This window comes from Nonomuraea sp. NPDC049480 (assembly GCF_044465905.1).
Taxonomy (GTDB): Bacteria; Actinomycetota; Actinomycetes; order Streptosporangiales; family Streptosporangiaceae; genus Nonomuraea.
Window position 1 is genome coordinate 47262 of record NZ_JBITMD010000018.1, and the last position, 23429, is coordinate 70690.

A 23429-nucleotide genomic window follows, 5' to 3' on the forward strand; every position below is an offset into this window, starting at 1 on the left:
GCTTTTCGCGTGGGCTGGCAGAAAGACTGCAGTGTCCGAACCGGGCTCTCCACGGGGTGAACACGATCCTCTGAAGGGACGGTCGCCTGCTCACGCCCTTGGTGAAACTCAAGTTACGTGGCCTCCCCTCTGAAGGGCCCCGTGCTCTGCCGCTCGATGAGGACGCCGCGCAGCAGCCGCTGGGCCGGTTGGGCGTCGGGGGCGACCAGATGATCGATGAGCGCCTCGGCGGCGGCACGTGCGATCTCCGTCGCGGGTGGTGCCGCCGTCGTCAGCTCGGGGTCGGTCGACGCCGGTTCGCCGTTGGAGCACAGGATGAACGACAGCCGTTCGGGGATCGGCCGGCCGAGGGCGCGGGCCTCGTGCATCGCCCCGAGAGTGGCCTCCCAGTTGTAGCCGATGACGGCCGTCGTCGCCGGCCTGGGCTCCAGGATTTCGCGGAGCGCGGCCCGGCCTGCGCCGACAGTGTGCTCGCTGGCGACGACCGTGCAGTCGACCCCGAGTTCGGCGCAGCATCGCCGGACGGCGTCGGCGAAGCGCACGGCTGCTCCGATCCCTCGTATGCCCTCCTCGTACGGGGCGTTGATCATGCCGATGGTCCGGTGTCCCAGGCCGGCGAGATGCTCGACCGCCACGCGCGCTATCTGATCGAAGTCGGCGTCGACGTAGGGGATGTGGCCGGGCTCGCTGGTGCGGCCGATGAGCCCGACGGGGATGCCGGCCTGCTTGAGGAAATCCACGCGTTTGTCTGTGAGGGTGACCTGCATCAGCAGGAACCCCTGGATGAGCCCGGCTCGAGCCAGCTGGCGCAGCTCGTCCATGTCGTCTTGCCCGGTCGTCCAGAGGACGACATGGAAGCCCCGCGCGCGGGCGGCGTCGGTGGCGGCAAGGACGTACTCCAGGTCCGATCCCACGATCGTGCGCGGCTGGGAGGGGAAGACGATCGCGATGATGCGGCTGCGGCCGCCGGCCAGGGCGCTGGCCATGGCGTTGGGGATGTAGCCGAGCTGGTCCATGGCGTCGAGCACCTTGCGGCGGGTCTCCGGGCGGATCGAGCGCGCCCCGGTGAGCACATGCGAGACGGTGCCGGTCGAGACACCGGCGAGGCGAGCGACGTCAGCTCTGGTGACCATGCGTGAAGTGTCCTGAGGGTCGGGGGACAGGAACCACGGATTACCACATGTTACGTAAATGTTACCGGCTGACCGGTTCAGCCTTCCAGGGAATCATACCTATCTTTGACTCGCGTCAATTCCTCGTTGGCGGGCCGGTTTCCCTGCCACCTGGCCCTTCCAGCGGGGGAACGCCGGGGCGCCTGCCGGCCCCTCGTGCGTCTTTTCAAGGGAGTCACAGATGCGACGGACCAAACTGCTCCAAACGCTCGCGCCGATGACCGCGCTCGCGCTGCTGTCAAGCGGCTGTCTGAGCGACGGCGGCTCGAAGGCGACCAGTGGAGCGGGCACCGGGAACACGAGCAAGACCGTGGAAATCATGACCGGCATGACCGGCGATGGTCTGAACGCGCTGAAGATGTCGCTGGACCCGTACGCCAAAGAGCAGGGCATCACGATCAAGTGGTCCCCCTCGGACAACTTCAACCAGCTCATCGTCACCCGGGTCCAGGGCAACAACCTGCCCGACATCGCGCTGTTCCCGCAGCCCGGCATCATGAAGGACCTCGCGGCCAAGGGCCGGCTGGCCCCGCTCGACGACGTCCTGGACATGCCGGCGCTGAAGAGCGGCATGACGCCGGGAACGCTCGAGGCCGGCAGCAAGGACGGCAAGCTCTACGGACTCATGGCCAGCATGAACGTCAAGAGTCTGGTCTTCTACCCCAAGCAGGCCTTCGAGTCCGCCGGGTACACCGCGCCCAAGTCCATCCCCGAGCTGCTCGCGCTCACCGACAAGATCCGCTCCGAGGGCACGACCCCCTGGTGCCTGGGCATCGAGTCCGGGCCGGCGACCGGCTGGCCGGCCACCGACTGGATGGAGGAGCTGGTCCTGAAGTACGGCGGCGCGGCCAAGTACGACGACTGGATCAACCACAAGATCAAGTTTGACTCGCCGCTGGTCCGCCAGGCCGCCGGCACCTTCGAGAAGATCGCCTTCACCGAAGGCAACGTCCTGGGCGGCCGCAAGTCCATCTCCAGCAACAACTTCGGCACGGCCGGCAACCCCATGTTCCGCAACCCGCCGGGCTGCTTCATGTACAAGCAGGGCAACTTCGTCGCGGCCAAGGGCTTCTTCCCCGACGACGTGGTGGCCGACATCGACAACCGCGTCGGCGTCTTCGGCTTCCCGCCCGCCACCGCCGGCGGCGACAACCCCGTCGAGGGCGGCGGCGACCTCGCCGGCCTGTTCAGCAAGGACAACGAGGCGGCCAAGAAGCTCCTGCAGTACATGGCCACCAAGGACTTCGGCGCGGCCGGGGTCAAGACCGGCGCCTGGCTGTCGCCCCGCAAGGACTTCGACGTCGCCAACTACCCGACGAACACGATCCGGGACATCGCGAAGATCGCCTACCAGTCGACCGGCATCGCCTTCGACGGCTCGGACGCGATGCCCGGAGCGGTCGGCTCCGGCAGCTTCTGGAAGGGCATGACGGGGTGGATCAGCAACCAGCAGTCCCTTGACCAGGCGCTCAAGGCGATCGACGACAGCTGGCCGGCGAACTGACGGCATGACGGACCCCCGCGGTGTGCGCGGCGGCCGCAGCCGCGCACACCGCCCCTCAGGCGCAACGGGTACGCCCGCGAAAGGAGCAGCGCCATGCTGATCAAGACGATCAACGCCGTCCTCGCCGTCATCGCCGGAGTGGGCGGCGCCCTGATCCTGTTCTGGCTGCTCAACCGGCTGGTCGGGCTGTTGCCCGGCAAATGGGAGGACCGCCTCAAGCCGTACGTCTACATCGGCCCGGCCTTCCTGGCGATCAGCCTCTACCTGATCTATCCGGCCATCCAGACGATCCACTTCAGCTTCGCCAACGCCGACAGCACCGCCTACGTCGGCCTGGACAACTACACCTCGCTCCTGGGCTCGGCCGGCTTCCGGTCGACCCTGGTCAACACGCTGCTGTGGATCGTGATCGTGCCCGCCGTGACGATCCTGCTGGGCCTGGGGATCGCCGTCCTGTCCGACCGCCTGCGGCCGCGATCCGAGAAGCTGGCCAAGACGGCCATCTTCATGCCCATGGCCATCTCGGCGGTCGGCGCCGGCACCATCTGGCGCTTCGTCTACGCGGCGAACCCGCCGGGAGAGCCGCAGATCGGCGTCCAGAACGCGATCGTGACCGCCCTCGGCTTCGACCCGGTCAACTGGCTGCAGATCACCGACTTCAAGTTCAACAGCCTCGAGCTCATGGTGATGCTGCTGTGGGCGCAGGTCGGCTTCTCCATGGTGCTGCTGTCGGCCGCCATCAAGGGCGTGCCGGCCGACACGCTGGAGGCGGCCAGGATCGACGGGGCCAGCGAGCGGCAGATCTTCACCAGGGTGATCGTCCCGCAGATCCGGGGGACCATCATCACGGTCTTCGTCACGGTGACGATCGGCGTCATGAAGCTGTTCGACATCGTCTACGTCATGACGAACGGCGACTTCGACACCAACGTCATCGGCGTGCAGTTCTTCAACGAGCTGTTCACCAACTTCAACAACGGCCACGCGGCCGCCATCGTGGTCATGCTGATGATCGCCATCATCCCGATCATGATCTACCAGGTGCGCCAGTTCCGTACCGAGGAGGCCGGGCGATGAGCATCACCGAGCGACCCGAGATCCGTCCCGCCGGTTCGTCCCCGGCCCGCCGGCAGGCAGCCCCGCGCCGCGCGGGCCGTCGCCAGGGAGAAGCCACCCCGGTGGCGAAGGCCACGGTGATCTTCGTCTGCACCCTATGGATCATCCCTACGCTGGGCCTGCTGATCACCTCGTTCCGTACCAAGGACGACGCCAGCACCCTCGGCTGGTGGACGATCTTCACCGACCCGGCCTCGCTCGGGCGGCTCACGACTCAGGCGTATGGCGAGGTCACCGCGCAGGCCAACCTCGACCAGGCGTTCGTCAACAGCTTCGCCATCGCCCTGCCGGCGACGTTCATCCCGCTGCTCATCGCGGCGTTCGCGGCGTACGCGTTCGCGTTCATGAGCTTCCCCGGGCGCAACACCCTGTTCATCGTGATCGTCAGCCTGCTCGTCGTGCCGAACTACGTGGCCCTGGTGCCGATCCTGCAGCTGTACGGCGACTTCGGCATCAACGGGACGTTCCCGGCGGCCTGGCTGGCGCACATCGGGTTCGGCATGTCCCTGGCGATCTACATCCTGCGCAACTACATGGCCACGCTGCCGAAGGCGGTGCTCGAATCGGCCAGGATCGACGGCGCCAGCCACTTCACCATGTTCTGGCGGCTCATCATGCCGATGTCGGTGCCGGCGCTCGCGTCGTTCGCGATCTTCCAGTTCCTGTGGGTCTGGAACGACCTGCTCATCGCACTCGTCTTCATCGGGCCGGGCGAGAACGAGCCGATCACCGTCGCCGTCAAGGGGCTCATGGGCCAGCAGGGCCAAGGCTGGCAACTCGTCACCGCCGGCGGCTTCGTCTCGATGATCGTACCCATCCTGTTCTTCCTCGCCCTGCAGCGCTTCTTCGTACGCGGGCTGACCGCCGGGTCGGTCAAAGGCTGACATCCCGCCGACCCCCGGCATCCCCTTCCCACGACCGAGAGAAAGATCATCATGCCCACACCATCCGCCGCCCGTCCGGACGTCCGGCGGCACGAGGAGCCCTGGTGGACCTCGGCAGTCGTCTACCAGGTCTATGTACGCAGCTTCGCCGACTCCGACGGTGACGGGATCGGTGACCTGCGAGGCCTGCTGAGCAAGGTGGACTACCTGAGCCGGCTGGGCATCGACGTCGTCTGGCTGTCCCCGATCTACCCATCCCCCCACGACGACGGCGGCTACGACGTCAGCGACTACCAGGACATCGACCCGCTCTTCGGAACGCTCGCCGACTTCGACGAACTGGTCGCCGCGCTGCACGCGAGAGGGATCAAGCTGATCGTCGATCTCGTCGTCAACCACAGCTCCGACGAGCACCCGTGGTTCAAAGACTCCAGGTCGGACAGGTCGAGCCCCTACCGTGACTGGTACTGGTGGCGTCCGGCACGCCCCGGGACGGTCCCCGGCAAGCCCGGCTCCGAGCCGAACAACTGGCGGGCGGCCTTCTCCGGCTCGGCCTGGGAGTTCGACGAGGACACGCAGGAGTACTACCTGCACCTCTTCTCCCGCCGCCAGCCCGATCTCAACTGGGAGAACCCCCAGGTCCGCCGAGCCGTCCACCAGATGATGCGCTGGTGGCTCGACCGCGGTGTCGACGGCTTCCGGATGGACGTCATCAACATGATCTCCAAGGACCTCCTGCTGCCGGACGGCCCGCCGATCCCGGGCGAGGACTTCGGCGACGGCGGCCCGTTCTACCTGTGCGGCCCGCGCCTGGACGAGTTCCTCCAGGAGATGCGCCAGGAGGCGATCATCGCCGCCTCCAGCCTCAGCGGGCTGCTCTCCGGCTGGCTCTACGGGCTGCGACGGCACCCCGCCCCGGCGCGCCGCCGACGCGTGGGGTGCCTCCGCCGCCCTGGCGCAGGCCCCTGCGGCCGGGCTCGTCCTCCTCGTTCTCTCGCTCGTCCTCTCACGTGCTGCTCGGCGGTCGGGAGGGGCTCCGGGTGTGCGTGTTCCCGGCGAAAACCCCGCTGCGTAATCCCGCTGCGTAATCCCGCCACCTCCCGTGCGCCCTTGCCGCGCCCTCCAGGACGCGCCACCCGTTGCCCAGACGCCGGCAGGAGCCGGACGGCCTCGACCGGCGTGGCGTCGTCCGGTCCGGCGCCTGCTGTCGCCGGGCGCGACCCGGCGGCGTTCATCGCCGACCTGCAGCGACGTGGCCGCCCTGCCTCTGTTCGCAGGTCAGAGCGAGATGATCTTTTCTGGCATGTGAGCGCGTGCGACAGCTCTCACCGCATCTTGCATGGCCGGCTCAAGCCAGGGCCGAGATCTCGATCGGGTGTGGTCGGTGATGGCCACCAGGCAGGGAAGTACAACGTTCTCCCGCTTCAGGCGTTCCCCCATGGACGAGGAACGTCGCGCTGACGTACGCCCCGACCCGGGTGTGCGGCTTCCGCCTCAGCATGAGGAACAGCACGACGCCCACGATCGATGCGACTACGGCGAGCGTCCCGAAGACGATCGATGCCATCGTTCTTCCTCACACTGACAGGCGGCAATACGACAGTTCTGACCGCCGAGACTTTGACCAGCACCGAGGCCGTCGACGCACATTCTAACGGCGTGCCCGAATTGACCCTATTGGTCAGCAAGTCTGAACCCGGTATGTTGATCATCGCATTCTCGCCCGGACCGGGCGGTGCATGATCCGGGAGGCCCCACAGGTGTTAGCAAGTCGAACAGCGCTCGTAGCCGTGACGGCGCTCATGATTGTCACGGGAGCGGGCGGGTTCGCCCCCTCCCCCGTCGAGGCGGCTCCGGCCGACCCGTGCGCGGGCATGGCGGCCGACGTTACCTGCGAGAACGATGTGTTCCCCGGCGCGCGGCTCGGCGAGCGCACCGGGCCGCGTGCCGAAGAGTCCCGGCTCACCAGAAGCCAGGCGACCGCGGCGGCCTTGGCGGCGCCCGCAGGGATCCCCTGCGTGGGAGACGGGGTGAGCGGTAAGCGCGTCGAGGTGCTCTACGCCCGCGAGCCGGAGATGCCCGACCGTTACGACCTGCTCTCGCCCATGTTCCAGGCCTGGCTGGCCAATGCCGACGACGCGTACAACGACGCCGCCGCCAAGAGCGGCAAGAGCCGGCACATCCGCTTTGCCACTGAGGCGGTCAGCGGGGGCGGATGCCGCATCGCCGTCCGCCGCGTCGAGGTGCCCGCAGGGTCCCTGGCGACGTTCGCGGAGGGCATCACCGCCGTCAAGGCCCTTGGGTACGACAAGCCCGACCGCAGGTATCTGATGCTCTCCGAGGCGAGCGTCATCTGTGGCGTGGGCCAGCGGTACATCGACGACCGGCCCGGCGCCGAGAACTACAACAACACCAGGCTCGCCTACGCCCGGGTGGACGCGACGGCCAACTGCTTCGGCCCCAACGCCATCGCCCACGAGCTCGGCCACATGCTGGGCGCCGTACAGGCGAGCGCGCCGCACACCGACAGTAGCGGGCACTGCAGCGACCAGTTCAGCATGATGTGCTATGGCGGGACCCCGACCTTCAACTGCCTGGAGTGGAACGACCGCCGGCTGCCCGACTGCAACCGCGACGACTACTTCAGTCTGGCCCCCGGGCCGGGCAGCTATCTCGCGACGCACTGGAACATCGCGAACAACGACTTCCTCATCAAGGGCGACACCGCCGACGCCACCGCCCACCCGACGGTCGGCTCCACCTATGTGATCACCAATGTGTCCACTGGAGGAGCCCTTGAGCCGATCGACGGCTCCAGCGCCAGGCTGACCAGACTGAGCCAGCGCCCGCCCAGCGGCGCACGGAGCCAGAAGTGGCTGATGAGCTACCGGACGGGCCTCCAACTCGCCAACGCCGGCAGCGGGCTCTGCGCCGACAGCGCCTACAGCGGTACCACCTCCGGCACCCAGATCCTGCAGTACACCTGCAACGGCCAGGACGGCATGCGCTGGGCGTACCTCCCGCAGCCGGACGGCAGCTACGCGATCATCAACTGGCTTTCGGGGCTGGCTCTGACGGTCGCGGGCGCCCACCCGGCGCCACTGGAGCAGCGCCCCTACACCGGCGCGGCCGACCAGCTCTGGAGGTTCGCGCGGAGCACCGAACCCGGTCCGCAGGCAGGCCAGACCTACTACCTGGCGGGTGTGAAGAGCCGCGACAACGCCGAGGTGCTCGACGCCTCCACGACGGCGGGGGCGTCGGTCATCCATAAGCCGCATTCGGGCGCCAAGAGCCAGCAGTGGACATTGCGAAAGGCAACCATCGCCGCCGACTCGTGGCACCTGGTCAACGCCAACAGCGGCATGTGCCTGGGCCTGAAGACGGCGAGCGACGCCGCCGGCACCCAGGTCGTCCAAGCGGCCTGCGGCACCTTCACCGGCACCACGCTCACGTGGCGGCTGCGCCGCGCGGCCGACGGGACGTACGTCCTGGTCAACCAGCACAGCAACAAGGCGCTCAACATGACCACGGCCTCACTGTCCGTCCTCGACCAGCAGACCCTCGCGGGCAACAACGACAACCACTTCTGGTCGCTCGTGGCCGCCTAGAGTCGCCCACCGCGAGCGGCGGGCACATGCGCCCGCCGCGCCGCCGCTGGGTGCCGCCTTGCCGGCTGCGACCATAGGCCCGATCGGCCGTCGTTCGTCAGGGCGTGAGCAGCACCTGGGCCAGTTGCCGCCACTGGCTCAGGGGCAGGCTCCCGTCCCCGGACAGCGCCGTCACCGACACCTGGTCGGCCCCGGCCGCCAGGTGCTCGCGCATCCGCGCGGCGACGGAGTCCGGCGCGCCCCAGTAGACCAGGCCGTCAACCAGGCGGTCGGCGAGCTCGTCGACCTCCTGATCGGTGAACCCCAGTCGCCGGAACTGCGCTGGGTACCCTGCCACTACGCGCATCTCCTCGACGAGCCCCCGCGCGACGCCCCGGGCCCTCGCGGGGTCGCTCTCGAGGCACACGCACTGGTGCACGACGAGTGTGCGGCTGGGGCCAAGGCGGGCACGGGCCTGCGCGGTGTAGGCAGGTGTGGCGAACATGGGCATGGCACCTGCCGTACGCTCGCCCGCGAGCTTCAGCATCCGCGGCCCCATCGCCGCCAGCATCCGCCGCCCTACCGGGATGGCCTCCATCCGGTCGAAGTACTCCCGCAGCGTTGTCAGCGGCCGCGGCCCGTGCGCGCCCCCCATCCCGGCGACGAACCTGCCGGGATGGGCGGCCTCGAGCCGGGTGTAGAGCCCGGCGACGTCGTCGGCCGAATATCGCACCACGGGCAGGACGCAGGTGGCCACGGGGATGGATCGGGTCACGCGCAGGATCTCGGCCGGCCGGTCGAGATCCCGCAGCAGGTCGCCGCCGAGCCAGATCGTTGAGTATCCGATGCCTTCCAGTTCGGGCGCCGCCGACACCACGCTCTCCCAGTCGCCGAAGGCCGTGGTGACGCCTACAGGTCCCAGTTCGAGTTTCATGCGATGCGCCGTACCCGGAGCCGCTTATCGCATGTGCGGGCCGTAGCCGTTGCCTTCGCGGCAAAACGGCGTGGAAGCCAACATGCCGCTGGCCGCCTACGTCTTCGACGGCCAAGGCGACTATGAGATCTGGCGCGCTGGGACCACCTTGAGGCCGAACAAGCGCTCAAGGACAGCGGCCTGCTCCACAGTCACAACGGTCGCCACCGCGTCAGCCTGGACGCCGCTGCCCGCTTCAGCCCCGACCACCGCTCCGACTACATCCAGGAAATTCTCGCCCGTGGCAGCGACGACCCGTTCTGGGTATCCGCCGACCACCGCACCGGAGCGCCGGGCATCACGGTGCCGGCGAGTCTGGTAGGCGGCTGGTACGAGATCTTCCTGTCCGGCCGCAACGGGCCGAGCTGGAAGCCCGGCCCGACGTGCTGACCTGCAGCACCGGCGTGCTGAAACAGGCCATGGAAGTGATCGGCGAGGTCAGCGCCGAGATCTTTGTCCGCTCCAGCCTGCCCTACGCCGATGGTGATCCTGCCGGTCCGGCAGCCCGATTGAACCGTGCCAGCGTTGCAGACGGTGTGGGCACGCTTGCCGTCACATGAGCCCGAGGAGCAGGCGGTGGTGCTGCGTGACTACTGCCGGCGGCCGGGGCGGCATCATGCGGTTCGCCTGGATCCGGCTACAGCTGGATGATGTTGTAGTAGTCGAGGCGGTCGACGGTCAGCTTCAGTTTGCCGTGCCGGCAGGAGAATGCCGGCGACTTCGACTGCGGGAAATCTGGCGAGACCATCGAGACGCGGCGCGGGCAGGAGCCCAGGTCAGCCTCCACCGTGAACCTCGACAGGGGCGCGATGCCCTGGTCGTAGTTGTGGTTGACGAGGTGGATGGAGCGCTTGCCGGTACCGCGCTGCACGAGCAGGCTCGCCGCGACGTTGGCCACACCAGCCCGCACCACCTGGGCGCCGATCGCGTTGTCCTTGAAGATCGCGCGATGGTCCTTGTAGAAGTGGGTGTACGTCGTGAAGAAGTCCATCATTCCGAGGTCCGTCGCGGTGGGGCTGCCGACCGTGTCCTTCAGGTGGAAGGCGGGGAAGATGCCGTTCGCGTACGCCTCGGCGCCGAAGATCTGCCAGTAGTCCTTTTTCTCCTGCAGCGGCAGGTTGAGGTAGTTGGTCATCATGTCGTTCGGCCAGTCGATGAACACGACGACCGGCACGTGGCCCGCGATCCGGGCGCTCTGCTCCTTCAGGTAGCGGTACTGCGACTGGAGCGACTTGGCGCCGTTGAGGTGGCCGTCGGTCACCGGCACGTAGTCGGCGCCGCGGAAGTCGGGCGTCTGCTCGTCCGGGTTCCACGGGTACATGCCGACGCTGTTGAAGTCCACATGGGGCCACAGCCCGTTCGAGGAGATGAGAATGCTGCGGTGCTGGGTGCGCCAGGCGTACGCTCGCATCTCGTCGGCGATCTCTTTCCAGTACCGGCGGATGTACGTGGCGGTGAACGACGTGTCCTCGGCGTACATGCGGTTGGCGACCACCCGGCCCCACTCGGGAGCGAGCGGGTTCGCTGCGTTCAGGGGGTCGAGGTTCCAGCCGCCGGCCCGCAGGTAATCGCGGTAGTTGAAGTTGGCCGCCAGGTCGCCGGCCGGCACGTCGCGACGGAGGATGTTGCCGTCGGTCATGCCGAAGCGCGACTTCCAGTCCGCGGCGGTGAAGGTCGGATACTTCGCCAGGAGGTACCGGTTGAAGTCGGCGATCGCGTAGTCGTCGAAGCCCTCGTTGCCGTTGAAGCCATACTTCAACCCGCCGCTGAATCCGGCGTTGATCTCGTCGAAGTTGAGCCCGTCGACTCCGCCGTCGACCTGGATGCGTGCCCAGGAGAGGAGGTACTCGCGGTACTTGGGGTTGAAGATGTTGCCCCGCCGCGCCGGCTCCGGGAAACCGAATTCGTCATGGGGCACCGGATCGCCGTCCGCGTCGCGCGTCGACATGTCGTCGAAGACCTCGGCGGTGGCGAAGTCCTTCGGGAAGATCACGCTGGCCGTGCCGCTGCCCATGAAGTTGATGCCCTTGGCGTGGTAGCGGTCGATCTGCGCGAAGTTGTAGTCAGCTGCTTCGTCCCCCGCCGTGGACCACTTCCCGATCGCGCGGATGGTGGTGTCCGGGTCGAGCTCGTAGACCTGCGGGTCCTCCTCGTGCACGTCCGACTGGCTGAACCCGTACACGACGAAGTCCCCCGCCCTGGACGGGCTTCCGGTGGCGCCTGCGGCCGGCGCCGACTGTCCCGACGTCGCGAGCGCCACCGCCACGATGCCCGCTGACCAGCGCAGAACCCCAGATCGCCGTGGCACCATGTCCCCCTGGGAGCTTCGGCGCTGCTCATCGGCAGATTTCCGAAAGCATATGCCCGGGTCCTCGATAGCGGAAGCGCTCGATCTGGCTCGGGCGAAGAGCCCCCGCGCCGCGACCAGGAACTGGAGGCGTGGCCCCATCATCCCAGCCAGGGAACGGCCTGGACAGTCCACGCGGGCCGCTGCCGGCTCGCCGTCGACATGGTGTTCACCGAGACCGATGGGCTCGCCGGCAAACTGCTGGGCAGGCAGGGGAGCAGTCGGGGTGGGCGTGCCGTAGCCACCGGCCTCGGAGGTGAAGCTGAGCATCGTCTGCAATGGCGTTGTCACCGCTCGGCGGTTTCGGTCGCCTCTCTGATGTGCGCGTTACGCAGCAGGATGAGCTTGGTCATGTAACGGCGCAGCACAAGGGCGTCTGCGACGGTGCCCAATGGGCCAGCGGGCGCGGCAAAGTCGATGATGTCTTTCATAAGGGTCGCTTCGACGCCGCTGTCGCCGTCGTGTGTCGATTCGAAGGTATGCGCGTGGCGCCAGTGCCGGAATGGGCCGTCTACTTGTTCGTCGACGAAGTACGAGGGGCGTATGCAGGCGCTGATCGTCGAGGTCAGGTGCCAGGTGAAGCCGAAGTGCCGCGCTCGCCACGTGACTTGATCGCCGAGGGAGAGCTGTCCGGAAGTGACTCCTGCGACTGCTTGCTCGCGCGAGCCGCGCATGGAGGAGGCGTGCAGCTCGACCGACAAGGACGCATCGAAGACGACCGGCGGCGGCGCGAGAACCAAGGTCGCCACCTCAAAACGGGACATGTGCCGATCTTAGTTATCACGCGAAAGACGTCACCATGTTGTGGCGGGGCATCTCGGAGGAGCGCGGGGCGTGCCGGATGCGGCGTTCCTCGCCGCGGTGCAGGCACGCCCGACCGCAATGCCCCCTTGCGACATGACGTGACACTGCCTATCGTACCGATGTATCGACCCGATATATCGGGCCGATGGTTTGCCGATAGCCCGAGTGGACGCGGGAGCTGTGATGAGGCGGATCGACTACGACACGGACCAGTACCAGGACTACGCGCGTGGCCGTGCGCTCACCGAGCCGCAGCTGCAGGCCTGGACCGGCGCCTTCGGAGCGGTGCTGCCCGAGCGGCGTCCGCTGGCGGGGCTGGACGTCGGCTCGGGGACCGGCAGGTTCACCCCCGCGCTGGCGCGAGCGTTCGGGCCGGTCACTGGCGTCGAGCCGTCGGTCCGCATGCGCGAGACAGCGCAGGCGCAGTCCCTGCATCCCGGTGTGCGGTATCTGGCAGGCTCCGCCGAGGACATGCCAGTGCCGTCCGGCAGCGCCGACTACGCTCTCATGTTCTTGTCCTGGCACCACGTCCAGGACAAGCCGCGGGCGGCCCGGGAACTGGCCAGGGTGCTCAGACCAGGAGGGCGGCTGCTACTGCGCGCCAATTTCAGCGACCACCATCCCCGGCCGTGGTGGCTGGAGCACTTCCCCCGCGGGTTTGAGGTGGACGCCTCGCTGTTTCAGCCGCTGCACGAGGTCATCGCGATGTTCACGTCGGACGGCTGGCGCGTTGCCAGCTTCGGCACGGTTACCGAGCCGTCCTCCGGCACCCTCGGTGACATGCTCGAACGGCTGCGCCTGCGTACCCTTTCGTTCTTCGCTCAGCTCAGTCCCGACGAGTTGGAGGCCGGCTTCCGCCGCCTGGAGCAGGCTGTTGCCGCAGATCCCGGCGCACCAGCGCCTGTGTTTTCTGAGCCGCTGCTCACGCTCGAACGGGGCGAGTAATGCCCATGGCGCCTCGCTGATCTGCGTTGCGACGAACCACCCCCAGGAGATGCTTGATCATGCAACCAGATTCGCTCTCCGCCAGGCGGCTCCGCTCCGACCGCTTCCCGATCCCAACGCTGGCCCAGCCCGGATCACGGCGCCCGACATCCATCGACGTGATCGACTTGGGGCATTCTGAGGGAGTATCGGCATGCGGCTTGACCTGGCTGGATGATTACTCGGCACCGGCAGGTTCCCCTCGCCGAGCGCTCAGCCGTTGACGTACGGGGCGAGTGCCACGGCGAGGAGGCCACCCATGAGCCCGAGGTTCTTGAGGAACTGGATGCGGTTGGTCTTGCGTGTCTGAGGATCGGTGTCGGCCCAGAACGCATGACCGGCGAGCGTCGTCGGGATCAGTGAGATCACCAGGCCGACTGCCGCGGCCTGCCACAGCAGGCCGCTGGCGACGCCGATGCCGCCCGCGACCATCGCGACCCCATTGAGCCGCACGGCGATCTCCGGGCGAGGGATGCGGAGCTTGGCCGCCATCGCGACACGCGCGCCGGGGGCGGCGACGGCCTCGTAGCCGAGCCAGATGAACGGCAGGCCGATTGCGATGCAGGCAAGCCGAAAGGCAATGTCCATGGCTGAACTCCTGAAGGGGTGAAGGGAACAGGTATTACCGCAGGCGGTGGTCGCCTGGATGTCAGGAGAAAGGATGTGGCGGGTGTCCGGACGGCACCGCGACGAGGACCGGCGGCCGGGATCGGCGGCCGCATGCGTATGCGGCCATGGTCCTCACCCGGTGTGCGTCACCTGGGCCGAGTTCCGGAGCGTTTTGAGCACGTGCCGGATCATCTGGCCCGGAGTGTTGGCCTTGAGGAAGGTCGAGATACCGCCGTAGGTGAGTTCGAGGACGATCCCGCCGAGGTCGAGTGCGCTGATGCCCGGCTCGCGGCCGGGGAGGAGCTTGCTCTGCAGGAGCGCGCCGGCCTGTTCCCATTGACTCACGAAGAGCTGACGGTGCCGATCGCTCAGGGTGCCGTCGCGCTGCGCACGTCGCAGGAACTCGATGGCGATGATGCCCCACTTCTGCTCGCTTGCACGGGAGTCACACCACCGGGCGACGATCTCGATCACCTCGTCAGGATCCGTGACCTCGCGAAGCAGATCGGAGAGCTCGTCGACGTCGTGGCCGGCATTTCCTTCGAGCAACTCCAGCAGAATCTCCTCTTTCGAAGAGAAGTTGGAATAGAAGGCTCCCTTGGAGAAGCCGGCCTCCTCGGCGATGCGTTCGACCGAGGCGCCGTCATAGCCGTCGCGCGCGACGACATCCAGCGCCGAGAGAAGAAGCTTCTCCCGCGTGAGTGCCTGCTTCTGCTCTCGCGTCAGCCGAGCCATTGATACTCCACATCCGTTCGTTTGTTCTTGCGTTGCGCGCGGGTGTACCGCTCCTCCTTCACCGGAGGCAGACTATTGCGGCGACCGCTCCTGCCGCCCGTCCGGGCTCACAGCGTAAGCCCGTCCGTGCAGCTCGATTCAGCCGGCGATACCGGCCTCGGAGACATCGATGACGGAGCCGCGCGCCACCCAGCTCTTGCCGTCGAACTCGTGCAGCTGGTACTGGTGAACCAGCCGGCCGTCCTTTTCGCCGGTGAGCGAGGCCTTGTCGATCAGCAAGGGATTCTCCTCCTGCGAGAGCGAGCCCCATGCGGAGAGGAAGCCGTCGCTGCTGATCTCCTTGGCCGAACGGAGGGCCGAAACGATGGCCGCCGCCAGCCCGTAACCGGTGAAGGTGAAAGTCTGGCCGGCGTCCGCGGACGGAGCGTACTTGGCCATGTCGGCCCGGTACTGGGCCAGCGCCTTGTCGTCGCTCAGGGCGGGGTTCTGGGGATCCTTGAACCAGTGGTAGGAGAGAGCTCCGGCGACGTTCTCCGCACCGGCGGGTTTGACCGTGCTGGCGAAGTCGGCGTACGGGCTGCCGATGAAGATCGTCGGCTTGTACTTGATCTGGCCCATGTGGGACAGCAGCGCGCCGATGGTCGGCGGGCCGTGGGTCACGACCAGCACGTTGACGCCTGCGGCCTTGAGCTCCGTCACCTGGGACGACAGGTCCCCCTGGCCCGGCGGGACCCGGATGGCCTTCACAGGTGTGATGCCGGCCGCGGCGAGCCCGGCGAGCTGGCTGTCGGCGAAAGCGTTGTTGAAACCCAGGAAACCGACGACGGCCTTGGGAATGTTCTTCGCGATGTACCGCCCCTGGAGCTCACCCTCCCAGGCGATGTCCGGCACGAACGCACGCGTGTAGGGGAAGTTCTGGACGTCGCTCAGCTCCTTCTCGCCTCCCTGCACGATCTGGGCGACGTGTGCCGCGTTGAGCGGCGGCCGCGCGGCGACGGAGATCCCGCCGAAGTTGATGACGATCGTCGCCTTGTCGCGCTCGGCGAACTGCCTGTTGTTGGACACCATGCGGGCGGGGTCGAAGGCGTCGTCGGCCACCTTGAAGTCGATCTTTCGCCCGTCGACGCCTCCTGCGGCGTTCACGGCATCGAAGTACGCCTTGGCCCCGGACGCCGAGGCGCCCGCGGACACCATAGGGCCGCTGAGCGGGTAGCTGGCCCGGATGACGATGTCGCCGCTGCCGTCCGCGGCGCCCGGAGAGGACGCAGCGCGGCCGGAGCATCCCGCCAGAACGACCGCCAACGCTGTCATGGCCGCCATGGCCATGACCTTCTTACTTCTGTAGCTCACCAGGAATCCTCTCGGGTGGGGGGCTTACGGGAGGTCGGATATCTGCTTGTTGAGCGCTGCCTCGTCGGCACGGCCTGCACGGGATCCGCGCCCCGGAGGTGCGTCCGCCTGGTCGCGCATGGTGGGAACGATCCCGATGGCGCGACGTGCCAGGCGCGAGAGATCGCCGACGAGGCCGGATGGCGCGATGATGAGGGTCAGGATGAGGCCGCAGGCGTAGACGAGCTGGGACCAGTTGCCCGCGGACTCGGCGCCGGCGGCGTTCTCGGCCAGCTTGGGGAGGTAGATCACGATCGCCGCGCCGAGGAGGGCGCCCGCCCAGGTCCTGCTGCCGCCGACGACGCTCGCAGCGAGCAGGACGATCGAGAAAGGCACGAGATAGCTGTCCGGCACGGCGATCGCCGCGACGAGCGCGTAGAACGCGCCCCCCGTCCCGGCGACCGCCGCGCTGACAGCGAAGGCCAGGAGCTTCGTGCGGTTGACGTCGACCCCGTTCGCGGCTGCCAGGAGTGCGCTCGTCCGGACGGCCGCGAAGGCTCGGCCGAGCCGGCCAGCGACCAGGTTGCGCAGCAGGAGGAGGGTCAGGGCCAGCACGACGAGGCACACGAGGAAACCGAACTGCGCCTCGGTGAGCCCGCTCCAGTCCGGGGGCTCGATCGGGGAGTGCGCCATGAAGATGCCGAAGGTCCCGCCCGTGATCGGCTTGAGCCGGATGAGGAGCAGCGGGAAGATCGCCGCCACGGCGATCGTGAGCAGCCCGAGGTTGGCCCCGCCCATGGTGAGGCCGAGCACGCCGAGCAGCAGGCCGAGGGCCAGGCACACGGCGCCGCCGACGAGGACCGCGGACCACCACGGCCATCCGTACGTGGCCACGAGGATGATGGCCGCGTAACCGCCCAGCCCGAATATGGCGCCGTGACCGACGCTGATCTGGCCGGAATGCCCCAGCAGGAGGTTCAGCCCGGCGACCGCCATCGCGATGGCGAGCATGCGCGTGAGGTCCAGCAGGTCGTAGTCGGAGACGACGAAGGGGACGACGACACCGATCATGAATGCGGCGGCCCAGCCGATGGGGACGGCGCGGCGCAGGTTCGTGTTCACACCCTCACCGTCCTGGTCCTGCCGAAGAGTCCCGCCGGCCGGAGCATGACGACGAGGGCGGTGAGGGCGAAGGGAGCGACGATCGCGAGATCCCTGCCCAGCCCGGGCACGTACCGGCTGGCCAGGTTGTCGGCGATGCCGATCAGGACGCCCCCGGCAACCGCCCCCACGCGGCTGGACAGCCCGCCGAGCGTGCCGGCGGCCAGCGCCAGGAGGAGGGGGAAGGTCATCATCCCCGGTGAGAGCGTGAGGACCGGTGCGGCCACGACGGCGGCGAACGCGCCGACGGCGGCGGCGACGGCCCACCCCACCATGAGCCACAGGCCCTGGTGCTGGCCGAGGAGTGTGGCCGAGGCGGGATTCTGCGCCACCGCGCGAAGCCGCAATCCGACACTGGTCCGGTTGAACAGCAGCGCCGTCGCGGCCATGACGGCGAGCAGCGTGATCAGTGACCCGGCCTGCTGCACCGTCATGTGCAGGCCCGCGAACTCGATCAGCCCTTTCCCGAACGGGCTGGGGAAGGTTCGCGGGTCGGTCGACCAGATGATCGACATGAGTGCGTTCAGACCGAGGAGCAGGGCGACGCTGAGCGTGAGCAGCGGGAGTTCGCCGGCGCCCTCCAGACGCCGGACCAGCACTCTCTCGATGAGCGCCCCACCGCCCGCGGACAGAACCACGGTGAGGGGAAGGGCCACCCAGAAGCCCACGCCTGATTGGGTCAGGACCAACGTCACGTAGGCCGACAGGGTGGCCATCTCCCCCTGGGAGAAGTTGAGCATCCCTGTGCCCTGGAAGATGACGCTCAGCGCGAGTGCGAGCATGCCGTACACGAGCCCTGTGCTCAGTCCGTCCAGCACCTGTTGGAGCAGTTCGGTCATTTCTCGTCCCCTTCCGGGCCGTCGGCCGCTTCTCCCAGGTAAGCGCGCCTGATCACGTCGCCGTCGTGGAAATCCGCCGTGGGACCGGCGGCGGCGACACGGCCACCCGCCAGGACGACGGCGCGGTCGGCGATGCGCAGGGAAAGTCGTGCGTTCTGCTCGGCGATCAGCAGCGATGTGGACCACTCGCCCCTGATCCCGGCCAGGGCCTCGAAAAGCTGCTGGGTCACCATGGGCGCCAGGCCCAGTGACGGCTCGTCGATGAGCAGCAACCGCGGGCGCGCCATCAGCGCACGTCCGATCGCGAGCATCTGCTGCTGCCCGCCCGACAGGAGCCCCGCGGCACGCCGCCGCATGTCCGCCAGCACCGGGAACGTCGCATAGACCTGGGCGAGGTCCACGCGCGCGGTCGAGCGCCGTCCTTTCGGACGGGCCAGGCCGCCGAGTCGCAGATTCTCCTCCACGGTGAGGTCGGCGAAGGTGCCCCGGCCTTCGGGCACGTGTCCGACGCCGGCGCGGGCGGTACGTGCTCCGCTCCAGCCGGCGATGCTCACCCCGGCGAGAGTGATCTCACCACGCGTCGCCACCACCCGGGAGATGGCCCGCAGCAGCGTCGTCTTGCCGGCTCCGTTCGGCCCCAGGAGCACGACGATCTCTCCTGGGGAGATGCGGAAGTCGATCCCGTGAAGGACCTCGACCGACCCGTACCGCGCGACGAGCCGCCGGGTCTCGAGCAGCCCCGTGCTCACGGCGCCTCCTTCGCAGGCACCGTGAGCGAGAACGCTGCTGTGCCGGTTCGCTCGTTCACGTCTCCACCTCCGACCAGTCGTCGCCGAGGTAGGCGGCGACGACCTGCGGATCGGCCGCCACCTCCGCGGGGGACCCGGCGACCAGAAGACGTCCCGCGTCGAGGACGACCACATGGCGCGACACCCGCATCACGAGGCCCACGTCGTGCTCGACGAGGACGCACGTCATCCCGACAGCCGCCGCGAACTCCTCGACGTCGCCGAGCAGGTCGGAAGCCTCGTCCGCGCCGAGTCCCGCGGCCGGTTCGTCGAGCAGCAGCAGCCGGGGCTCGGCGATCAGGGCCCTGGCGACCTCGACCCGTCGCCGGTCCCCGTGCGCCAGGCTGCCGACGTTGCGCGCGTCCGCTCGGGCGACACCGAGGTGCGACAGCAGTTCGGCGGCCCGCGCACGCATCGAGGTCTCATCCGACCTCACCTTGGGCAGCCGCAGGATCGAACCGATCAGCCCTCCGCGCACCTTCGGGTACGCCCCCAGCAAGACGTTGTCGAGCGCGGTGAAGTCCGGCACGAGCAGCGGCGTCTGGAAGGTGCGTGCGATGCCGAGCGCCGCTCGCCGGTCGGCGCGCAGCCGGCTCAGGTCACGACCTTCGAGCTCGACCGTGCCCTCATGGCGGACGACCCCGCTGATGCAGTTCAGCAGCGTGGTCTTGCCCGCTCCGTTCGGTCCGATCACCGCGGAGACCCCGCCCGCGGGGATCGAGAAAGAGACGTCCTGGAGTGCTCGGACACCCCGGAAACTGACTCCCAGGGCGCCGACGCGCAACGCGATGTCAGGTGGTGGGTCGGTCATCGTCGGCACCGTCCTTGTCTGCGTGAGGCCGCCGATCAGAGTGAGCACCGGTGGTGCCCGCTGTCCATCGGCTCGTCGACCTTCGCGTCCTCGACGTGGACGGCGTCCTCGATCGCCGCGACCTCACGGATCATCGGGTCCGAGGGCGCGAACATCGAGGGCGGTGTCGTTCACTGTCATCTCACTTCTGCGTGAGACGGGACGGTCCGGGACGAGTCCGGGTTGACGAGGGCCGTGGCACAGGGCAGCTGTGCTCACGTCGTCGTAACATCCTGTTCAGGATCTGGATTCCGGACGGTATCTGTCGCTGGTGGCGGCTGTCAACAACCAGTTCATCCCGGTGAAACACGTCTGCCATGCGACCCGCCGCCGGGGATGTCCATGGAGGTCCTGTCGGCTGCGGGCTCGTCGCGGTGCGTCGCCGCAGGTCCGACCGCCCTCGACTCCTGGCAGCACAGGGCTCGGGGTGGGGTGCGATGGGGTATTGACACTGGAAGGCGTGTTACATACCGTGCAGTATTCAAAGTCCAAGCGGTTTCTCAGTGGATAGCCGTGCGGCTCCCACCGACGGATCGCATCCGGCGGCTGAATCCGACCTTCCCGTCAAGCCTGAATCGAGGAAGATGACATGTCTGTGTCGGAACTGACGGGCGAGAACCTGTACCGGGACCCCTATCCGGTATACGCCCGGCTGCGCGAGGAATCGCCGGTGGCGTTCTTCGAGGGCACCAAGGAATTCCTCGTCACGCGTTTCGAGGACTGTCGCGCGGTGGGCTCGAATGATCGGGTTTTCGGCCCGTCTGGCAGCCCCGACCGGCCGGAGGCGCGCGTCATGGGCATGCCGAATGTGCTGAGCATGAGCGGTGAGGAGCACCGTCTGCTGCGTGCGGGCATCGACGACAACCTGACCCAGGAGGCGGTCCGGGGTTACGTGGAAATGCTCACGCGCCCGGTCGTGGAGGACTACCTCGCCCGGTTGAAGCCCCGGGGCACCGCGAATCTCACCGCCGACCTCTTCGAACCGATCTCGGTCCGCTGCATCGGGAACGTCATCGGCCTCACGGACACCCCGAACGAAACCCTGGTCGAGTGGTTCCACGCGATGGCTGCGGGCCTGCAGAACGTGAGCGACGACCAGGCCGTATGGGATCGGCTCGACCGAGCCCTGACCGAGATCGAGACGCAGCTCGGCGCGCTCTACGAACGGGCGCTCGCCAGGCCCGACCACACCCTGATGAGCCATGTGATGCGCGGCGGCATGCCCGAGGGGCAGGTACGCAGCCTCGACGAGATCCTGCCCACGATGAAGGTGATCATCCTAGGTGGCCTCCAGGAGCCCGGCCACGCCGCCGCGAACGCTTGCGCTGGCCTGCTCCTGAACCCCGACCAGGCGAAGATGGTCGCCGCAGACCCGGCGGAGCACGCGCTCCGCGCGTTCGACGAGGGCCTGCGCTGGATCTCCCCGATCGGGGTCACACCACGGATCGCCGCCGAGGACGTCGTCGTGGCCGGCACGACCATCCCGGCCGGAGCCTCGGTCGCCATCGTCATGGCCTCGGCGAACCGGGACGAGAACCGCTTCGAGAATCCCGACCGGTTCGACATGTTCCGCAAGAAGCGGCCGCACCTGTCCTTCGGCTTCCGGCCGCATTTCTGCTCGGGCCACGCCCTCTCCCGGGCGATGGGTCAGATCGCGCTCGAGGAGGTCTTCCGTCAGCTACCGAACCTGCGGCTGGACGACAGCGGCCAGATGCGGGCCAAGGGTTGGCGTTTCCGCGGCGTCACGGATGTTCCGGCGACATGGGACGCGTAAGAAGCCTGGCCATCGACTGCCATGGCCACTTCACCACCGAACCCCCGGAGTTCCACGCCTTCCGCAAGGCCCAGATCGCCTTCGCCGAAGGGCGATCGCAGGAACGACCCGCCTACTCCGGGATCGACGACGACGAACTCCGGCGGATCGTCGCGCAGAACCAGCTCCGGATGCAGCAGGAACGAGGCTCGGACCTGACGATCCTGTCCCCGCGCGCGTCGGCCATGGGCCATCACGTCCCGGGGCAGGACATCGCCACGGAATGGGCGCGGCTGTCGAACGACACGGTCCGGCGCATCTGCGAGCTCTTCCCGCGGAAATTCGCCGCCGTGTGCCAGTTGCCCCAGCTGATCGACGGTGACCTGGAGCCTGTGCTCGCCGAGCTGGAGCGCTGCGTGGGCCACGGCTTCATCGGGTGCAACCTCAACCCGGACCCCTCAGGCGGGCACTGGTCGGCACCGCCGCTCTACGACCGCTGGTGGGATCCGCTGTGGGAGACCATGACCCGGCTGGACGTGCCGGCCATGATCCACGTCTCCGGCTCCTGCGAACGCGCCCTGCACACGACGGGGGCACACTACATCGCCGCCGACACCGCCGTCTTCATGCAGTTGATCGAGGGTGACCTCTTCGAGCGGCATCCCGCGCTGCGGCTGATCATCCCGCACGGCGGCGGGGCGGCTCCGTACCACTGGGGGCGCTACCGGGGCCTGTCGATCATGCTGGGAAAGCCTCCGCTGTCCGAGCACCTCATGCACAACCTGTTCTTCGACACCTGTGTCTACCACCAAGCGGGCATCGATGCCCTCTTCACGGTGATCGACCCCAAGAACCTGATCTTCGGGTCCGAGCTCCTCGGCGCGGTGCGCGCCGTGGACCCGGAGACGGGGCACCCGTTCGACGACACCAAGCGCTACATCGACGCACTCGGCCTGGACGACGAGACACGCCACGCCGTCTTCGAGGGCAACGCCCGACGCGTCTACCCGAGGCTCGACGCGCTTCTCACGGCACAAGGGCGCTGACCCAGCGCTCCTCTTCCCCCATCGGAGGTTCCATCGATGACTGCTGACCTGACACGAGTACGTCTCGCCGGCGGCGCCCAAGGATTCAACTGGCTCCCCGTCTTCGTCGCGGAGGACCAGGGCCTGTTCGCGAAGCACGCCCTGGCGATCGACTATCTGCGGCTGGGCTCGGTCGACAAGGCCACCTCGGCCGTGCGGGACGGCACGGCCGACCTGGCGATCACGCCGCCCGAGGGCGCGGTCTCCGACGTCGTCTCCGGCGGTGATCTGCGCATCATCGCGGCCAACGCGCTCCGCCTTCCGATGTCGCTCGTCGCCCGGCCCGACATCAGCGGCATCACCGAGCTGCGCGGAAAACGGATCGGCACGTCATCCCTCACGGAGGGGACGGCCATCTACACACAGATGATGCTCCAGCCGGAGGGCCTGTCGTACCCCGGTGACTACGAGTTCGTCCTCGCCGGTGTGCACACCGCCCGGTGGGACGCGCTGCAGAAGGGCGAGATCGACTGCGCTCCCCAGCCGGCACCGTGGAACTTCCTGGCCGAACGGCAGGGCTACCGCCTCATCGGCGAGGTGAACGACGTGCTCCCGGAGATCATCTTCGCCGCGGTCATCGCCGATGACGGCTGGACGTCGCGGAACAGGGACACCGTCAGGAAGCTGGTGGCGGCGCTGGCCGAGGCCCACGACATCGTGAACGACCCGGCCTGCGACGCCGTCACGCTGCCGATCTACCAGCGGATCACGACGCCCGACGAGCCGGCACTGGCCGCGAGGGGTCTGGCCTACACGCGGGACATGGGCATGTGGCCGAAGAATCTCGAGGTCCCCCCGACGGCCCTGGAAGCCACCGTGGACGCCATGATCCGTGCCGGGCTGCTCACGCCGGAACAACGTGCCGAGGCGATCAGCGTCCTCGACCCGAGCTTCGTACCGGTGGGTTGA

General features: G+C 68.0%; 21 protein-coding genes. 10 read left to right on the plus strand and 11 right to left on the minus strand.

Annotated features, from left to right (window positions below; translation table 11 throughout):
- Nucleotides 1–113: 113 nt before the first annotated feature.
- On the minus strand, nucleotides 114–1133 hold the full coding sequence (locus ACIBX3_RS39530; protein ID WP_397125679.1) for a LacI family DNA-binding transcriptional regulator: 1020 nt from the start codon (nucleotides 1131–1133) through the stop codon (nucleotides 114–116).
- A 220-nt stretch (nucleotides 1134–1353) separates the two neighbouring features.
- On the opposite strand from ACIBX3_RS39530, the gene ACIBX3_RS39535 reads away from it, so the two are divergent.
- The 5 genes from ACIBX3_RS39535 (at nucleotide 1354) to ACIBX3_RS39555 (ending at nucleotide 8284) form a co-directional block, all read left to right on the plus strand.
- Nucleotides 1354–2676: an ABC transporter substrate-binding protein gene (locus tag ACIBX3_RS39535; protein WP_397125680.1), complete on the plus strand. Its 1323-nt coding sequence runs from the start codon at nucleotides 1354–1356 to the stop codon at nucleotides 2674–2676.
- A 93-nt stretch (nucleotides 2677–2769) separates the two neighbouring features.
- Entirely contained in the window at nucleotides 2770–3753 is a 984-nt protein-coding gene (locus ACIBX3_RS39540; RefSeq protein WP_397125681.1) for a carbohydrate ABC transporter permease, read from the plus strand.
- Nucleotides 3750–4676 carry a carbohydrate ABC transporter permease gene (locus ACIBX3_RS39545; RefSeq protein WP_397125682.1) on the plus strand — a complete coding sequence of 309 codons (927 nt, stop codon included), beginning with the start codon at nucleotides 3750–3752 and terminating at the stop codon, nucleotides 4674–4676. The genes ACIBX3_RS39540 and ACIBX3_RS39545 overlap by 4 nt, the downstream gene beginning before the upstream one ends.
- 51 nt (nucleotides 4677–4727) lie before the next feature.
- On the plus strand, nucleotides 4728–6137 hold the full coding sequence (locus tag ACIBX3_RS39550) for an alpha-amylase family glycosyl hydrolase (protein ID WP_397125683.1): 1410 nt from the start codon (nucleotides 4728–4730) through the stop codon (nucleotides 6135–6137).
- A gap of 341 nt (nucleotides 6138–6478) precedes the next feature.
- A complete protein-coding gene (locus ACIBX3_RS39555) occupies nucleotides 6479–8284 on the plus strand; it encodes an RICIN domain-containing protein (protein ID WP_397125684.1) in 1806 nt (601 codons plus the stop codon).
- 97 nt (nucleotides 8285–8381) lie between these two features.
- Here the strand turns inward: ACIBX3_RS39555 and ACIBX3_RS39560 are convergent, their stop codons facing one another.
- Nucleotides 8382–9197, minus strand: a complete 816-nt coding sequence (locus ACIBX3_RS39560; RefSeq protein WP_397125685.1) for a TIGR03620 family F420-dependent LLM class oxidoreductase — start codon at nucleotides 9195–9197, stop codon at nucleotides 8382–8384.
- Nucleotides 9198–9619: 422 nt separating this feature from the next.
- Here ACIBX3_RS39560 and ACIBX3_RS39565 point away from each other — a divergent pair, with 422 nt between their 5' ends.
- The gene (locus ACIBX3_RS39565) at nucleotides 9620–9796 is read left to right on the plus strand and encodes a hypothetical protein (protein ID WP_397125686.1); all 177 of its coding nucleotides are present in this window, start codon (nucleotides 9620–9622) and stop codon (nucleotides 9794–9796) included.
- Between the two features lie 77 nt (nucleotides 9797–9873).
- Here ACIBX3_RS39565 and ACIBX3_RS39570 read toward each other — a convergent pair whose 3' ends face one another.
- Together ACIBX3_RS39570 and ACIBX3_RS39575 are read right to left on the minus strand one after the other, a co-directional pair.
- Nucleotides 9874–11544, minus strand: coding sequence for a hypothetical protein (locus tag ACIBX3_RS39570; protein WP_397125687.1), 1671 nt, complete (start codon nucleotides 11542–11544; stop codon nucleotides 9874–9876).
- Nucleotides 11545–11870: 326 nt separating this feature from the next.
- The gene (locus ACIBX3_RS39575) at nucleotides 11871–12347 is read right to left on the minus strand and encodes a cyclase (protein ID WP_397125689.1); all 477 of its coding nucleotides are present in this window, start codon (nucleotides 12345–12347) and stop codon (nucleotides 11871–11873) included.
- Nucleotides 12348–12570: 223 nt separating this feature from the next.
- On the opposite strand from ACIBX3_RS39575, the gene ACIBX3_RS39580 reads away from it, so the two are divergent.
- Nucleotides 12571–13332: a class I SAM-dependent methyltransferase gene (locus tag ACIBX3_RS39580; protein WP_397125690.1), complete on the plus strand. Its 762-nt coding sequence runs from the start codon at nucleotides 12571–12573 to the stop codon at nucleotides 13330–13332.
- 252 nt (nucleotides 13333–13584) lie between these two features.
- On the opposite strand, the gene ACIBX3_RS39585 is transcribed toward ACIBX3_RS39580, so the two are convergent.
- The 7 genes from ACIBX3_RS39585 to ACIBX3_RS39615 form a co-directional block, all read right to left on the minus strand.
- Nucleotides 13585–13959 (minus strand): DoxX family protein, encoded by a 375-nt coding sequence (locus tag ACIBX3_RS39585; protein ID WP_397125691.1) that lies wholly within the window; start codon nucleotides 13957–13959, stop codon nucleotides 13585–13587.
- Nucleotides 13960–14112: 153 nt separating this feature from the next.
- Nucleotides 14113–14715, minus strand: coding sequence for a TetR/AcrR family transcriptional regulator (locus ACIBX3_RS39590; RefSeq protein WP_397125692.1), 603 nt, complete (start codon nucleotides 14713–14715; stop codon nucleotides 14113–14115).
- Between the two features lie 138 nt (nucleotides 14716–14853).
- Nucleotides 14854–16065: an ABC transporter substrate-binding protein gene (locus ACIBX3_RS39595; protein WP_397125693.1), complete on the minus strand. Its 1212-nt coding sequence runs from the start codon at nucleotides 16063–16065 to the stop codon at nucleotides 14854–14856.
- A gap of 24 nt (nucleotides 16066–16089) precedes the next feature.
- A complete protein-coding gene (locus ACIBX3_RS39600; RefSeq protein ID WP_397125694.1) occupies nucleotides 16090–17166 on the minus strand; it encodes a branched-chain amino acid ABC transporter permease in 1077 nt (358 codons plus the stop codon).
- On the minus strand, nucleotides 17163–18044 hold the full coding sequence (locus tag ACIBX3_RS39605) for a branched-chain amino acid ABC transporter permease (RefSeq protein ID WP_397125695.1): 882 nt from the start codon (nucleotides 18042–18044) through the stop codon (nucleotides 17163–17165). The genes ACIBX3_RS39600 and ACIBX3_RS39605 overlap by 4 nt, the downstream gene beginning before the upstream one ends.
- Nucleotides 18041–18793, minus strand: coding sequence for an ABC transporter ATP-binding protein (locus ACIBX3_RS39610; RefSeq protein WP_397125696.1), 753 nt, complete (start codon nucleotides 18791–18793; stop codon nucleotides 18041–18043). Before ACIBX3_RS39610 ends, ACIBX3_RS39605 begins: the two co-directional genes overlap by 4 nt.
- Before the next feature lie 55 nt (nucleotides 18794–18848).
- Complete coding sequence (locus ACIBX3_RS39615; protein WP_397125697.1) at nucleotides 18849–19643, minus strand: ABC transporter ATP-binding protein; 795 nt, start codon at nucleotides 19641–19643, stop codon at nucleotides 18849–18851.
- Nucleotides 19644–20271: 628 nt separating this feature from the next.
- Between ACIBX3_RS39615 and ACIBX3_RS39620 the strand changes: the two genes are divergently transcribed.
- The 3 genes from ACIBX3_RS39620 to ACIBX3_RS39630 are packed head-to-tail and all read left to right on the plus strand — an operon-like array spanning nucleotide 20272 to nucleotide 23429.
- On the plus strand, nucleotides 20272–21456 hold the full coding sequence (locus tag ACIBX3_RS39620; protein WP_397125698.1) for a cytochrome P450: 1185 nt from the start codon (nucleotides 20272–20274) through the stop codon (nucleotides 21454–21456).
- The gene (locus tag ACIBX3_RS39625; RefSeq protein ID WP_397125699.1) at nucleotides 21444–22481 is read left to right on the plus strand and encodes an amidohydrolase family protein; all 1038 of its coding nucleotides are present in this window, start codon (nucleotides 21444–21446) and stop codon (nucleotides 22479–22481) included. Before ACIBX3_RS39620 ends, ACIBX3_RS39625 begins: the two co-directional genes overlap by 13 nt.
- A gap of 36 nt (nucleotides 22482–22517) precedes the next feature.
- Entirely contained in the window at nucleotides 22518–23429 is a 912-nt protein-coding gene (locus tag ACIBX3_RS39630) for an ABC transporter substrate-binding protein (protein WP_397125700.1), read from the plus strand.